This is a genomic window from Pseudomonas sp. TH04, assembly GCF_016651355.1.
GTDB classification, from domain to species: Bacteria; Pseudomonadota; Gammaproteobacteria; order Pseudomonadales; family Pseudomonadaceae; genus Aquipseudomonas; species Aquipseudomonas fluorescens.
This window is the reverse complement of record NZ_JAEKEA010000001.1, coordinates 3,567,121-3,582,103: the sequence shown is the minus strand read 5'-3', so window position 1 is coordinate 3,582,103 and position 14,983 is coordinate 3,567,121. Positions and strand designations below refer to the sequence as shown.

Annotated in this window: 15 protein-coding genes; all 15 read right to left on the bottom strand. The window is 57.1% G+C overall.

What is annotated here, in order from left to right; translation table 11 throughout:
• Positions 1 to 8: 8 nt before the first annotated feature.
• A complete protein-coding gene (gene glmU, locus JFT85_RS15990) occupies positions 9 to 1,376 on the bottom strand; it encodes a bifunctional UDP-N-acetylglucosamine diphosphorylase/glucosamine-1-phosphate N-acetyltransferase GlmU (RefSeq protein ID WP_201230104.1) in 1,368 nt (455 codons plus the stop codon).
• Positions 1,377 to 1,499: 123 nt separating this feature from the next.
• Complete coding sequence (locus JFT85_RS15985; RefSeq protein WP_003177061.1) at positions 1,500 to 1,916, bottom strand: F0F1 ATP synthase subunit epsilon; 417 nt, start codon at positions 1,914 to 1,916, stop codon at positions 1,500 to 1,502.
• A 44-nt stretch (positions 1,917 to 1,960) separates the two neighbouring features.
• Positions 1,961 to 3,337, bottom strand: a complete 1,377-nt coding sequence (gene atpD, locus JFT85_RS15980) for a F0F1 ATP synthase subunit beta (RefSeq protein ID WP_017135118.1) — start codon at positions 3,335 to 3,337, stop codon at positions 1,961 to 1,963.
• Between the two features lie 27 nt (positions 3,338 to 3,364).
• A complete protein-coding gene (gene atpG, locus JFT85_RS15975; RefSeq protein ID WP_010207685.1) occupies positions 3,365 to 4,225 on the bottom strand; it encodes a F0F1 ATP synthase subunit gamma in 861 nt (286 codons plus the stop codon).
• Between the two features lie 50 nt (positions 4,226 to 4,275).
• Complete coding sequence (atpA, locus tag JFT85_RS15970) at positions 4,276 to 5,820, bottom strand: F0F1 ATP synthase subunit alpha (RefSeq protein WP_053258793.1); 1,545 nt, start codon at positions 5,818 to 5,820, stop codon at positions 4,276 to 4,278.
• 21 nt (positions 5,821 to 5,841) lie between these two features.
• A complete protein-coding gene (locus JFT85_RS15965) occupies positions 5,842 to 6,378 on the bottom strand; it encodes a F0F1 ATP synthase subunit delta (protein WP_053258794.1) in 537 nt (178 codons plus the stop codon).
• 12 nt (positions 6,379 to 6,390) lie between these two features.
• Entirely contained in the window at positions 6,391 to 6,861 is a 471-nt protein-coding gene (locus tag JFT85_RS15960; protein WP_016970692.1) for a F0F1 ATP synthase subunit B, read from the bottom strand.
• Between the two features lie 58 nt (positions 6,862 to 6,919).
• Positions 6,920 to 7,177, bottom strand: a complete 258-nt coding sequence (gene atpE, locus JFT85_RS15955; RefSeq protein WP_002555987.1) for a F0F1 ATP synthase subunit C — start codon at positions 7,175 to 7,177, stop codon at positions 6,920 to 6,922.
• Positions 7,178 to 7,310: 133 nt separating this feature from the next.
• Complete coding sequence (gene atpB / locus JFT85_RS15950; RefSeq protein WP_053258795.1) at positions 7,311 to 8,180, bottom strand: F0F1 ATP synthase subunit A; 870 nt, start codon at positions 8,178 to 8,180, stop codon at positions 7,311 to 7,313.
• Positions 8,181 to 8,196: 16 nt separating this feature from the next.
• Positions 8,197 to 8,604: a F0F1 ATP synthase subunit I gene (locus JFT85_RS15945; RefSeq protein ID WP_053258796.1), complete on the bottom strand. Its 408-nt coding sequence runs from the start codon at positions 8,602 to 8,604 to the stop codon at positions 8,197 to 8,199.
• Between the two features lie 148 nt (positions 8,605 to 8,752).
• Positions 8,753 to 9,625, bottom strand: coding sequence for a ParB/RepB/Spo0J family partition protein (locus JFT85_RS15940; protein ID WP_053258797.1), 873 nt, complete (start codon positions 9,623 to 9,625; stop codon positions 8,753 to 8,755).
• Positions 9,626 to 9,634: 9 nt separating this feature from the next.
• Positions 9,635 to 10,432, bottom strand: a complete 798-nt coding sequence (locus tag JFT85_RS15935; RefSeq protein WP_016978715.1) for a ParA family protein — start codon at positions 10,430 to 10,432, stop codon at positions 9,635 to 9,637.
• A gap of 18 nt (positions 10,433 to 10,450) precedes the next feature.
• Positions 10,451 to 11,095: a 16S rRNA (guanine(527)-N(7))-methyltransferase RsmG gene (rsmG, locus tag JFT85_RS15930; protein WP_053258798.1), complete on the bottom strand. Its 645-nt coding sequence runs from the start codon at positions 11,093 to 11,095 to the stop codon at positions 10,451 to 10,453.
• A complete protein-coding gene (mnmG, locus tag JFT85_RS15925; protein WP_053258822.1) occupies positions 11,092 to 12,984 on the bottom strand; it encodes a tRNA uridine-5-carboxymethylaminomethyl(34) synthesis enzyme MnmG in 1,893 nt (630 codons plus the stop codon). The genes rsmG and mnmG overlap by 4 nt, the downstream gene beginning before the upstream one ends.
• 552 nt (positions 12,985 to 13,536) lie before the next feature.
• A complete protein-coding gene (gene mnmE / locus JFT85_RS15920) occupies positions 13,537 to 14,907 on the bottom strand; it encodes a tRNA uridine-5-carboxymethylaminomethyl(34) synthesis GTPase MnmE (protein WP_053258799.1) in 1,371 nt (456 codons plus the stop codon).
• Positions 14,908 to 14,983 lie beyond the last annotated feature (76 nt).

The window sequence follows — 14,983 nt, the reverse complement described above, 5'->3', positions numbered from 1 at the left end:
TGGATAACTCAGGTCTTTTTGATTTTGACCGGGCGTTTCCAACCGTCGATGTTGCGCTGGCGGGCTCGCGCCACTGCCAGTTGAGACTTATCCACATCCTGATTGATGGTGGAGCCCGCAGCAGTGTTGGATCCATCGCCGATGGTGACGGGTGCAATCAGCGAGTTATTCGAGCCAATGAATACATCCTCACCAATCGTCGTCTGATACTTGTTGGCGCCATCGTAGTTGCAGGTGATTGCACCTGCGCCGATGTTGCTGCGAGCACCGATGACCGCATCACCCAGATAGGCCAGGTGGCCGGCCTTGGCATCGTCGCCCATACGCGCATTTTTCAGTTCGACGAAATTACCCACATGTGCCCTGGCGCCGAGCACGCTGCCCGGACGCAACCGCGCAAATGGACCAGCATCGCTGCCCTCGCCCATCACCGCACCTTCAATATGGCTGTTGGCTTTGACCACCACGCCCTTGCGCAGGGTGCTGTCCTTGATCACGCAGTTCGGGCCAATCACCACGTCGTCTTCAATGATCACCCGGCCTTCGAGAATCACGTTGATATCAATCAGCACGTCGCGGCCCACGGTGACCTCGCCGCGTACATCAAAACGCGCCGGGTCACGCAAGGTCACCCCTTGGGCCATCAAGCGGCGGCCTTCGCGCAATTGGTAGTGGCGCTCCAGTTCTGCAAGCTGCTTGCGGTCGTTGGCGCCCTGCACTTCCATTGGGTCGTGGGGCTGCTCGGTGGCAACCAGCAGGCCATCACTCACGGCCATTTCGATGACGTCGGTGAGGTAATACTCGCCCTGGACGTTGTTGTTGGACAAACGGCTCATCCAGTCAGCAAGTTTGCTGGCAGGAACGGCGAGAATGCCGGTGTTGCCTTCGGTAATCGCACGCTGGGCTTCGCTGGCATCTTTGTGTTCGACGATGGCCGCTACCTTGCCGTCGGCATTGCGCACGATGCGGCCATAGCCGGTAGGGTCATCCAGCTCGACGGTAAGCAGGCCCATCTGGCCAGGGACGACGTGCTTGAGCAGGCGTTGCAGGGTTTCCACTTCGATCAGCGGCACGTCGCCATAAAGAATCAGCACCGTATCGGCACTGATGAACGGCACGGCTTGCGCGGTGGCGTGGCCGGTACCGAGTTGTTTGTCCTGCAATACGAAATTCAGGTCATCCGCAGCCAGGCGTTCACGCACCACATCGGCACCGTGGCCAATCACCACGTGAATCCGCTGCGGGTCCAGTTGCCGGGCGCTGTGGATAACATGGCCAAGCATGGAGTTGCCCGCGACGGGGTGAAGCACCTTGGGCAGGGCCGAACGCATGCGGGTGCCCTGGCCTGCGGCGAGGATGACAATTTCAAGAGACATGAATGGCTACCAATCCTGGACGGTCCGGCTTCAGACCAGAGAAGTGTTTTGCTAAAAAAGAAAAAGGGTAGCCGAGGCTACCCTTTTTAATCAATCGCGCTTGAAGCATGGCGGCTGGGCCGCTTACTTCTTGCGGATCTGCTGGAGCGTGCGCAGCTGAGCTGCAGCTTCGGCCAGACGTACAGCAGCAGCGCTGTAGTCGAAGTCCGCGCCCTTTTCGTTCAGGGCCTTCTCGGCAGCCTTGACGGCTTCCTGAGCGGAGGCTTCATCCAGGTCGCCAGCACGTTGCACGGTGTCGGCAAGTACCTTGACCATGTTCGGCTGAACCTCGAGGAAACCACCGGAGATGTAAAACACCTCCTTTTCCCCGCCTTGCTTGGTCAGAGTGATCGGACCTGGCTTCAAGCTGGTGATCAATGGCGCGTGGCCCATGGCAATACCCAGGTCACCGAGTTCGCCGTGTGCAATCACCATTTCTACCAGACCGGAGAAGATTTCCCCTTCCGCGCTGACGATATCGCAATGGACTGTCATAGCCATCTGATTGCCTCAACCTGATGAGCGCCCGTTGCCGGGCGCCGGGATTACAGTTTCTTGGCTTTCTCGATCGCTTCTTCGATGCCGCCGACCATGTAGAACGCTTGTTCTGGCAGGTGGTCGTAGTCACCGTTGAGGATGCCTTTGAAGCCAGCAATGGTGTCTTTCAGGGAAACGTATTTACCCGATGCACCGGTGAAGACTTCAGCCACGAAGAACGGCTGCGACAAGAAACGCTGGATCTTACGAGCACGGTTTACCAACTGCTTGTCGGCTTCCGACAGCTCGTCCATACCCAGGATCGCAATGATGTCCTTCAGTTCTTTGTAACGCTGCAGCACGTACTGAACGCCACGAGCGGTGTCGTAGTGCTCCTGGCCGATCACGTTCGGGTCCAGCTGGCGCGAAGTCGAGTCGAGTGGATCGACCGCTGGGTAGATACCCAGGGAAGCGATGTCACGGGACAGAACGACGGTGGCGTCCAAGTGGGCGAAGGTGGTCGCTGGCGACGGGTCGGTCAAGTCATCCGCAGGTACGTATACCGCTTGGATCGAGGTGATCGAACCTTCTTTGGTCGAAGTGATACGTTCTTGCAGAACGCCCATCTCTTCAGCCAGAGTCGGCTGGTAACCTACTGCCGAAGGCATACGGCCCAGCAGTGCGGATACTTCAGTACCGGCCAGGGTGTAACGGTAGATGTTGTCGACGAACAGCAGAACGTCGTTACCTTCGTCACGGAACTTCTCGGCCATGGTCAGGCCAGTCAGTGCTACGCGCAGACGGTTTCCCGGCGGCTCGTTCATCTGACCGTAAACCAGTGCCACTTTGTCCAGAACGTTGGAGTCCTTCATCTCGTGGTAGAAGTCGTTACCCTCACGAGTACGCTCACCCACACCGGCGAACACGGAATAACCGCTGTGCTCGATGGCGATGTTACGGATCAGTTCCATCATGTTTACGGTTTTGCCTACACCGGCACCACCGAACAGACCGACTTTACCGCCTTTGGCGAACGGGCAAACCAGGTCGATAACCTTGATGCCGGTTTCCAGCAGATCGTTGCCGCCAGCTTGCTCGGCGAACGAAGGTGCTGGACGGTGAATGCCCCAGCGCTCTTCGGTGTCGATCGGGCCAGCTTCGTCAATCGGGTTGCCCAGTACGTCCATGATCCGGCCCAGGGTCGCTTTACCGACCGGTACGGAGATGGCTGCGCCAGTGTCGACAACGTCCAGACCGCGCTTCAAGCCTTCGGTGGAACCCATCGCAATGGTACGAACTACGCCGTCGCCCAGCTGCTGCTGAACTTCCAGAGTAGTTTCCGCGCCTTGTACTTTCAGCGCGTTGTAGATGCTCGGTACGCTGTCGCGTGGAAATTCCACGTCGATAACGGCGCCGATGATTTGAACGATACGTCCGCTACTCATAGCTGGATCCTCTGAATATTTGAACCGTTAAACCGCGGCAGCGCCGCCGACGATTTCCGAGATCTCTTGGGTGATCGCAGCCTGACGCGCCTTGTTGTAGATCAGCTGCAAATCGCTGATCAGATCACCGGCGTTATCGGTAGCGTTTTTCATCGCGATCATCCGCGCCGCTTGTTCAGCTGCGTTGTTCTCGACCACCGCCTGGTACACCTGCGACTCCACGTAGCGCACCATCAAGCCGTCAAGCAGCTCTTTGGCGTCTGGTTCGTAGAGGTAGTCCCAGTGGTGCTTGAGTTCCTGATCCGGAGTCGCCACCAGTGGAATCAATTGCTCCACGGTTGGCTGCTGGGTCATGGTGTTGATGAACTTGTTGGATACCACGGACAGGCGGTCAATCCGGCCTTCCAGGTACGCATCCAGCATCACCTTCACACTGCCGATCAAATCATTGATCGACGGCTCTTCACCCAGGTGGCTGATAGCTGCAACGACGTTACCGCCGAAGTTGCGGAAAAAGGCCGCACCCTTGCTACCAACAACACACAGATCGATCTCGACGCCCTTTTCGCGGTTTACCGCCATGTCCTTGACCAGGGCCTTGAACAGGTTGGTATTCAAACCACCGCACAAACCACGGTCACTGCTCACTACCACATAACCCACACGCTTAACTTCGCGGTCGATCATGAACGGGTGGCGGTATTCCGGGTTGGCGTTGGCCAGATGCCCAATTACCTGGCGGATACGCTCCGCATAAGGACGGCTAGCAGCCATGCGCATTTGTGCCTTGCGCATTTTGCTGACCGCCACTTTTTCCATGGCGCTGGTAATTTTTTGCGTGCTTTTGATGCTCGCAATCTTACTGCGAATCTCTTTTGCGCCTGCCATGTAACACCTATCAGGTTAGCAAGCGGGAGCCTTGCGGCTCCCGCTGCGGCTTACCAGGTTTGGGTGGCCTTGAACTTCTCGATACCGGCTTTCATGCCAGCGTCGATATCGTCATTGAAGTCACCCTTCACGTTGATCTTCGCCATCAATTCGGCGTGATCGCGGTTGAAGTAAGCAATCAGCGCTTGTTCGAAGCTGCCGATCTTGGTGATTTCAACGTCGGTCAGGAACCCACGCTCAGCGGCATACAGCGACAACGCCATGTCAGCGATCGACATTGGGGCGTATTGCTTCTGCTTCATCAGCTCGGTAACGCGCTGACCATGCTCAAGTTGCTTACGGGTCGCTTCGTCCAGGTCAGACGCGAATTGGGCGAATGCCGCCAGTTCACGGTACTGAGCCAGAGCGGTACGGATACCACCGGAGAGCTTCTTGATGATCTTGGTCTGAGCGGCACCACCCACACGGGATACCGAAACACCGGCGTTCACAGCAGGACGGATCCCGGAGTTGAACATGGCCGATTCCAGGAAGATCTGACCGTCGGTGATGGAAATCACGTTGGTCGGAACGAACGCGGAAACGTCGCCAGCCTGGGTTTCGATGATCGGCAATGCGGTCAGGGAACCGGTTTTGCCGGTCACTGCGCCGTTGGTGAACTTCTCTACGTATTCTTCCGAAACGCGGGATGCGCGCTCCAGCAGACGGGAGTGGAGATAGAACACGTCGCCTGGGTAAGCTTCACGGCCTGGTGGACGGCGCAGCAGCAGGGAAATCTGGCGGTAAGCCACTGCTTGCTTGGACAGATCGTCATAAACGATCAGCGCGTCTTCACCGCGGTCGCGGAAGAATTCACCCATGGTGCAACCGGAGTACGGTGCCAGGAATTGCAGCGCAGGAGATTCCGAAGCACTGGCAGCCACGATGATCGTATTGGCCAGGGCGCCGTTTTCTTCCAGCTTGCGAACCACGTTGGCGATGGTCGATTGCTTCTGACCAATAGCTACGTAGACGCAGAAAATGCCGCTGTTCTTCTGGTTGATGATCGCGTCGATCGCCAGAGCGGTTTTACCGATCTGACGGTCACCGATGATCAGCTCACGCTGGCCACGGCCGACTGGGATCATGGCATCGACAGCCTTGTAGCCAGTCTGTACAGGCTGGTCTACCGACTTACGCCAGATCACGCCTGGAGCAACTTTCTCGACCGCGTCGGTCTCGGTGTTGCCCAGTGGACCTTTACCGTCAACAGGGTTACCCAGTGCGTCGACTACGCGACCCAGCAGTTCCTTACCAACCGGAACCTCCAGGATGCGGCCAGTGCACTTGGCGCTCATGCCTTCAGCCAGACTGGTGTACGCGCCCAATACAACGGCACCTACGGAGTCTTGCTCCAGGTTGAGGGCCATACCGTAGACGCCGCCCGGAAACTCGATCATCTCGCCGTACATTACGTCGGCCAGACCGTGAATCCGCACGATGCCGTCAGATACGCTGACGACAGTGCCTTCGTTACGGGCTTGGGAGGTCACATCGAGCTTGTCGATGCGGCCCTTGATAATTTCACTTATTTCGGAAGGATTGAGTTGCTGCATTGCTCTGCTGCCCCTTCAAACTCAAGATTTCAATGCTTCGGCAAGTTTCGCGATTTTGCCGCGAATCGAGCCATCGATAACCAGGTCGCCGGCGCGGATAACGACACCACCAATCAGGGATGCGTCCTCCGTAGCTTGCAGGCGCACTTCCCGATTGAGTCGTGCACTGAGAACCTTGGCGAGTTTGTCTTGCTGTTCTTGGTTCAATGCGAAAGCACTGGTCACTTCAACGTCTACCGATTTCTCTGCTTCGGCCTTGTACAGGTCGAACAGAGCGGCAATCTCCGGCAAAAGCGGGAGACGGTCGTTTTCGGCAACGACGTGGATGAAGTTCTGCACCTTCACATCAAACTTGTCGCCGCACACTTCAATAAAAGTGGCGGCCTTGTCTGCGCTCGTCAGGCGCGGGGCCTTGAGCACGCGCTGCATGGTGTCGTCTTGCGACACTGCTGCAGCCAGGCCGAGCATGGCTGACCAAGAGGCCAGCTGCTGGTGGGCCTGGGCGTGCTCGAAGGCTGCCTTAGCGTAAGGTCGGGCCAACGTGGTCAGTTCTGCCATGATCGCCCTCGCTTAAATTTCAGCAGCCAGTTTGTTAACCAGCTCCGCGTGCGCGTTTTGATCGATTGTGGCACCGAGGATCTTCTCAGCACCGCCGACCGCCAGAGCACCCAGTTGGGCACGCAGCGCGTCTTTGACGCCGTTCAGTTCCTGTTCGATCTCGGCATGAGCCGAAGCCTTCACACGGTCAGCTTCGACGCGGGCTTTATCAACAGCCTCTTCGACGATCTGGTTACCGCGTTTCTTGGCTTGCTCAATGATTTCAGCTGCCTGTGCTTTAGCTTCGCGCAGTTGATGACCCGCTTTCTCTTGGGCCAACTCCAGGTCGCGAGCTGCACGGGTGGCAGCGTCCAAACCATCCGCGATCTTCTTCTGACGTTCGTGCAAAGCCGCGATGACCGGAGGCCACACGAACTTCATGCAAAACACTACAAAAATGAAGAACGCAACGGATTGGCCAATCAGGGTTGCATTAATGTTCACGCCAACACCTCGCTCATTCGTTGTCCATCACCCCAATCAACTCGAAAAATTCGAGTGATTAGCCAGCGAGTTGACCAACGAAAGGGTTCGCGAAGGTGAAGAACAGAGCGATACCAACGCCGATCATGGTCACGGCGTCGAGCAGGCCGGCGACGATGAACATTTTAACTTGCAGCATTGGGACCATTTCTGGCTGACGCGCTGCGCCTTCCAGGAATTTGCCGCCCAGCAGGCCGAAACCAATGGCAGTACCCAGGGCGCCCAGGCCGATCAACAGTGCAACAGCGATAGCGGTTAGACCAACTACAGTTTCCATCTTTCCTCCCGACTTTTACGTCGTATGGTTTAGGTTTTTTAGATTTTAAAGCGGTAAAACAAATCGTTTCATAGCCCTGGTGGGCCACCTTCCCGTGTTACCGGGAAGGACATCAGACTAGTCGAGACTGGTCTTAATGGTTCTCTTCGTGCGCCATCGACAGGTAGACGATGGTCAGCATCATGAAGATGAACGCCTGCAGGGTGATGATCAGGATGTGGAACACAGCCCACGCCCACTGCAGAACGATGCCCAGGCCGCTAAGCCAGAGCAGACCACTGCCGAACATCACAGCGATCAGAATGAATACCAGCTCGCCGGCGTACATGTTGCCGAACAGTCGCAGGGCCAGGGAAATCGGCTTGGCGACCAGGGTCACGAACTCCAGCAGGAAGTTCACCGGGATCAGCAGGGCTTGAACGAAGATGTTCTTGCTGCCGAACGGGTGCAGGGTCAGTTCGCCGATGAAGCCGCCGATGCCCTTGACCTTGATGCTGTAGAAAATGATCAACGCAAACACCGACAGGGCCATGCCCAGGGTGGCGTTAGGGTCCGTGGTGGAAACCGCACGGAATGGAATGTGGTGATCGCCGGTGATCAGGATGGCCAGCTGAGGAATCCAGTCGACCGGAATCAGGTCGACGGCGTTCATCAGGAACACCCAGACGAAGATGGTCAGTGCCAGCGGTGCAATCACCGGGCTACGGCCATGGAAGCTGTCTTTCACGCTGCCATCGACGAATTCGACCAATACTTCAACGAAGTTCTGCAAAGCACCTGGCTGACCGGAAGTCGCCTTCTTTGCCGCCATGCGGAAAATCAGGACGAAGATCAGACCCAATGCGACAGACCAACCCAGAGTATCCAGGTGGAATGCCCAGAAGCCCATTTCTTTGGCTTCTGCTGCGGTGTGGGCGAAGCCCCAGCCGCCGTTGGGAAGCTGACCGAAGGTCAGGTTCTGCAAGTGGTGCTGGATATAGCCCGAAGCGGTTGTTTCTGCCATGGTTGCCTCAAACGCCCTAAGGTTTCGAAAGTCTTGTTTTCATTAGCAGGGGAGCGAACCAGCTGACCAGTTGGGTCAACACGAAGACGCCGAATACAGCCAGCGGCGCCAATGGCTTCACACCTGCAAAGGTCAGTGCAAACAGCACTGCCGTCAAAATCAATTTCCCTGCCTCGCCAGCATAAAAAGACCGGACGATGGACTGGGCTGCTCGGGCGCCGGAAAACCGAAAGGCCCTGTGAGCAAAATACATATTGGGCAGCAAGGCTATCAGGCCTCCGCAGAGTCCTGAATACCCGGCTACGACTCCATGCCAATACCAAAGCGCCAATGCGGCGATCAGCAAAACGACAAATTGAGCCAATAAAACCGGGAAAACGGCCAAGCGATGGAACGGCAACGTGTTTGGCGTGCGGGTTTCCATCACTCTCGCTCCTCAATGGTCGGCTGCCGGAAATCAATAACTTGGCATAATTTGTGCCGACAAAATGCGCGCAGAGTATAGGGGCGGTTCTGCCCCTATTCAACTGTCGGGTAGTGTTTTCCGATCGCGCGCTACATAAGCAAATGTTTCAGCGGATGTGGGCAAGGACGCCTTGAAGCTCATCAAGCGAGTTATATCCGATCACCAATTGCCCTTTGCCTTTCTTGCCATGGCGAATTTGCACCGCAGAGCCTAGGCGCTCGGCCAGGCGCTGCTCGAGACGCGCGATATCCGGATCAGGTTTGGCGGTTTCGACCGGTGCAGGTTTGCCGCTCAGCCACTGCCGAACCAAGGCCTCGGTCTGACGAACGGTGAGCCCCCGTGCGACAACGTGTCGCGCCCCTTCAACCTGTTGATTTTCCGGCAAACCGAGCAAAGCACGTGCATGACCCATTTCCAGGTCGCCATGGGACAACATGGTCTTGATCACTTCGGGCAGCGCGATCAAACGCAGCAAGTTGGACACCGTCACGCGGGATTTACCCACCGCATCGGCCACTTGTTGCTGGGTCAGCTGGAATTCCTGCTGCAGGCGCTGCAACGCGATCGCTTCTTCGATCGGGTTGAGGTCTTCACGCTGGATGTTCTCGATCAATGCCATGGCGATGGCGGTTTCGTCCGGCACATCGCGCACCATCGCCGGGATGGTGTCCTTACCGGCCTGCTGGCTGGCACGCCAGCGGCGTTCGCCGGCAATGATTTCGAAGCGGCCGCCACCGATCGGGCGCACCACGATCGGCTGCATTACGCCCTGGGCCTTGATCGAATTGGCCAGCTCTTCCAACGCCTGCGGGTCCATGTCGCGGCGTGGCTGGTATTTACCACGCTGGATCAGGTCCAGCGGCAGGTGTTGCAGCTCGCGCTCGTCGGCCTGCACCGCTTGTTCTTCAAGCGAAGTGACGGTAGGACCACTCAGCAGTGCATCCAGTCCACGTCCGAGACCTCGTTTCTTGACGGCCATGGGAATTCCTTAAGTTGGCTGGGCAGCAGCGGTGCGTGAGTTGCGGCGTTGACGGCGAACCATCTCGCCGGCCAGTGCCAGATAGGCAATGGCACCACGCGATGATTTGTCGTACGCCAGCGCGGGCATGCCATAGCTTGGCGCTTCGGCCAGGCGGATGTTACGTGGGATCACGGTGTCGTAAAGCTGATCGCCAAAGTGTTCCTTGAGCTGCGCCGACACATCGTTCATCAGGCTCAGGCGCGGATCGAACATCGTGCGCAACAGGCCTTCGATCTGCAGGTTCGGGTTGAGCAGTTCAGCGATTCGCTTAATGTTATCCACAAGGTCGCTCAACCCTTCGAGTGCGTAGTACTCGCACTGCATGGGGATAATGACCCCATCGGCCGCCACCAATGCGTTCAGCGTCAGCATCGACAGTGAAGGCGGGCAGTCGATCAAAATGTAGTCGTAGTTCTCGCGGATCGGCGCCAAGGCGCTGCGCAGACGGCTTTCTTTCATCTGCATTTCCAGCAACACCACTTCCGCCGCCGTCAAATCGCGGTTGGCCGGCAGCAGTTGATAACCGCCGTGTTCGGAGTAGTGCATGGCCTGGGCCAGGTCGCACTCGCCGATCAGCAAGTCGTAGACCGAGTTTTCCAGGCCGTGTTTATCCACACCGCTACCCATGGTGGCGTTGCCCTGTGGATCGAGATCGATCAACAGCACCCGGCGCTTGGTAGCAACCAGGGATGCTGCGAGGTTGATGCAGGTGGTGGTTTTGCCCACGCCACCTTTCTGGTTCGCTATCGCGAATACCTTAGCCATTCTTGCTTGTGTTCCCAATCATGCCGTGCGGCGCAGTATCAGCAGATGGCGTTGGCCTTGGCAACCGGGTACGGCCAAGGCGTGTTCGCTATCGAGGTGGAAGTCTGCCGGCAATGCTAACAGCTCGTCGCTTGGATGAACGCCCTTCATTGCCAGCCAGCGAGTGTCGCGGTCGCCCAAGTGGCGAGTCCAGTTACTGAAGTTCTCCATGCTGCTGAACGCCCGGGAAACAATTCCGTTGAAAGGCTGTTCAGGCGTGAATTCTTCGACCCGACTGTGGATAACTTGTAGGTTATCCAACTTGAGCTCGAGTTTGACCTGGGTCAGGAAGCGGGTTTTCTTGCCGTTGCTGTCCAGGCACGTCACTTGCGAGTCCGGAAACAGGATGGCCAGGGGAATACCTGGCATGCCACCGCCACTGCCAACATCGAGCCAGCGGCCGTTTTCGATAAACGGCATCACGCTCAGGCTGTCGAGCAAATGACGGGAAACCATTTCGTCAGGATTGCGCACCGCAGTCAGGTTGTAAGCCTTGTTCCATTTGATCAACAGGGCCAGGTAGCCCAGCAGTAATTCGTGCTGGGCAGCAGTCAGGTCAACACCCAACTGGCGTGCCCCTGTGGATAACTCTTCGGCGTGTTGCGAGGTGACCAACGAACTCAAGCGCTTTGCTCCAACTGACGGCCCGCGCCGCGTTTTTTCAAATGAATCATCAACAGCGAAATCGCTGCCGGGGTGACGCCGGGAATACGTGACGCCTGACCCAATGTCTCCGGCCGAGTTATCCCCAGCTTGCTTTGAATTTCTTTCGACAAACCGGAAATCCCGGTGTAGTCGATATCCACAGGCAGCTTGGTGTTTTCACTGGCGCGCAAGCGAGCGATCTCGTCCTGCTGGCGGTCAATGTAACCGGCGTATTTGGTCTTGATTTCAACCTGCTCGGCCACTTGTGGGTCTTCGGCACCTTCGCCTGTCACTTCGACCAGACCAGCGTAGTCGATTTCCGGACGGGACAGCAGGTTGAGCAAATTGTATTCGTGGGTCAGCGGCGTGCCGAATTTTTCGGCGATCGCGTCGCCTTGCTGGGTGCCCGGGCGAACCCAGGTACTTTTCAGGCGTTGCTCTTCCAGCGTGATGCTTTCGCGTTTTTTGCAGAAGGCGGCCCAGCGGGCGTCGTCGACCAAGCCCAGCTCGCGACCTTTTTCGGTCAAGCGCAGGTCAGCGTTGTCTTCGCGCAGGATCAGGCGGTATTCCGCCCGGGACGTAAACATCCGATACGGTTCCTGGGTCCCCAGGGTAATCAGGTCGTCGACCAATACGCCGATGTACGCCTCATCGCGACGCGGGCACCAGCTGTCTTTGCCTTGCGCACGCAGCGCTGCGTTGGTCCCGGCCAGCAAACCTTGGGCGCCGGCTTCTTCGTAACCTGTCGTGCCGTTGATTTGCCCGGCGAAGAACAAGCCGCCGATCACTTTGGTTTCCAGGCTGTACTTCAGGTCACGCGGGTCGAAGTAGTCGTATTCGATGGCGTAGCCCGGGCGCACGATGTGTGCGTTTTCCATGCCGCGAATCGACTGCACGATCTGGATCTGCACGTCGAAGGGCAGGGACGTGGAAATCCCGTTCGGGTATAGCTCGTGAGTGGTCAAGCCTTCGGGCTCGATGAAGACCTGATGACTTTCCTTGTCGGCAAAGCGGTGGATCTTGTCTTCGATCGACGGGCAATAACGCGGGCCAATGCCTTCAATCACCCCGGAATACATCGGCGAACGATCAAGGTTCGCGGCAATGATTTCGTGGGTACGGGCGTTGGTGTGGGTAATCCAGCAACTGACCTGTTTCGGGTGCTGTTCCTTGGAGCCCATGAACGACATCACCGGAATCGGCGTATCGCCGGCTTGTTCGGTCATTACCGAAAAATCCACAGAGCGCCCATCGATACGCGGCGGGGTCCCGGTTTTCAGGCGACCGACACGCAGCGGCAATTCACGCAGGCGTTTTGCCAAGGCAATCGACGGCGGATCGCCAGCGCGACCACCGGAATAGTTCTGCATACCGATGTGGATAAGTCCGCCGAGGAATGTACCGGTGGTCAACACCACGGATTCAGCGAAGAAACGCAGGCCCATTTGGGTGACAACACCGCGTACCTGGTCCTGTTCGACGATCAGGTCATCCGCGGCTTGTTGAAATATCCACAGGTTCGGTTGGTTTTCCAGGGTTTCGCGAACCGCCGCCTTGTACAGGATGCGATCAGCCTGCGCCCGAGTCGCACGAACGGCCGGGCCTTTGCGGCTGTTGAGCACGCGAAATTGAATACCACCCTTGTCGGTAGCCATGGCCATGACACCGCCCAGGGCGTCAATTTCTTTGACCAGATGGCTTTTGCCGATGCCACCAATGGCGGGGTTGCAACTCATGGCTCCGAGGGTTTCCACGTTGTGCGTCAGCAACAGGGTTTTGACGCCCATGCGTGCTGAGGCCAGTGCTGCCTCGGTACCGGCATGACCGCCGCCGATGACGATCACTTCAAAACGGGAAGGGAAATCCACCACGCACCTCGTGCCTGCTTATGTAGGTAATCAGGAATTGATTGTTGAAAGAGTTTTAGAGCTTTGGCGGCAAGTATAGGGACTTAGCCCTTCCTAAAGAACCCTTTGCACAAAATTTAACCAGCTGTGGATGAATCACAGACAATAGAAATTAAAAGAGAAGAAATTTATAAGATCTTTGTTTTTATGTTTATTTCTACTGAGCCTACTTTCTGTGGATAGATCTCTACAGGCCTTTATTTACAATGTGTACAGCGATTCAAAAGTCTGTGGTCATGTGCCAATGAGGCCCTTGGATAAGTGCTTTAAGCCTGTGGATTAAACAGGTTGTTATCCACAGAGGGGTTTTTACTCAGGTTTCAAGCCCTGTTATCAACTGGGCACAAGGGCGGTTATTCACAGGGCTTAATCCACAGAAATTGGCCCACGTGACCCAATAGCGCGCACACAAAAGCCGCCATAGGCACAGTGGTGAATCAAAAGATGGAATGAGATGCCCTGAAGCGGGCGAAACAGACAGGCACGAATGGCCTGTCTGTGGACAACGAAGGGTTATTTACCGATGCAGAAGCTGGAAAAGATCCTTCCCAGAAGGTCATCGGAGCTGAATGCGCCGGTTATTTCGCCCAGCAGCTGTTGTGCCTGACGTAAATCCTCAGCCAGCAGCTCCCCTGCGCCCGCCAACGTCAGCTGAGCCCGACCGTGCTCCAACGCCGCGCTGGCATGACGCAGTGCCTCCAGGTGCCTGCGGCGTGCACTGAAGCTGCTTTCCGAGGTCTGCTCATAGCCCATGCACGCCTTGAGATGGTCGCGTAACAACTCCAGGCCGTCACCGGCCGACTTGGCACTCAGGCTGATGGTAACGTGGCCATCTTCGCTGGTTTCCATGGCGATGGCTTCGCCGGTCAGGTCCGCCTTGTTGCGGATCAAGGTCACTTTGGCGGGATCTGGTCGCTGCTCAAGGAACTCCGGCCACAAGGCAAACGGGTCCACGGCCTCAGGTGCTGTGGCATCCACCACCAGCAGCACCCGATCCGCTTCGCCGATCGCCTTGAGCGCGCGTTCCACGCCGATCTTTTCGACCTGGTCATCGGTATTGCGCAAGCCGGCGGTATCAACCACGTGCAGCGGCATGCCATCGATGTGGATATGTTCACGCAAGATATCCCGGGTGGTGCCTGCAATCTCGGTCACGATGGCGGCTTCACGACCTGCCAGGGCATTCAGCAGGCTGGACTTGCCTGCATTCGGACGACCGGCAATCACTACCGTCATGCCGTCGCGCAGCAATGCACCCTGTCCGGCTTCACGCAAAACTGTGGATAACTCATCACGAACTTTATCCAGCATTGCCAGGACATGGCCATCGGCAAGGAAGTCGATTTCTTCCTCTGGGAAATCAATGGCGGCCTCAACGTAGATGCGCAAGCTGATCAGTTGCTCGGTGAGGTTGTGCACACGCAGGGAAAAAGCCCCCTGCAGCGAGCGCAACGCATTGCGCGCCGCTTGCGCAGAACTGGCCTCGATAAGGTCAGCAATCGCTTCGGCCTGGGCCAGGTCAAGCTTATCGTTGAGGAATGCCCGCTCGCTGAACTCTCCCGGGCGAGCCAAGCGGCAACCTAACTGCAGGCAGCGCTGTAGCAACATATCCAATACCACCGGGCCGCCATGCCCTTGTAGTTCCAGTACATCTTCACCCGTGAACGAGTTTGGGCCAGGAAAATACAGGGCCAGGCCTTCGTCCAGCACGGTGCTATCGGCGTCCAGAAATGGGCCGTAGTGGGCATACCGGGGTTTCAACTCGCGGCCGCTGATGGCCTGGGCTGCCACGCTGGCGAGAGGCCCGGAAATTCGAACGATACCGACACCGCCACGACCTTGGGCGGTCGCGACAGCAGCGATGGTTTCACGAGGAGCGCTCATCAGCAGGTTCCAGAACAAAAGTGACGGAAAGCAAAACGCCCCACTAGGGGGCGTCTTGAGTGGTTATCCACAGAGT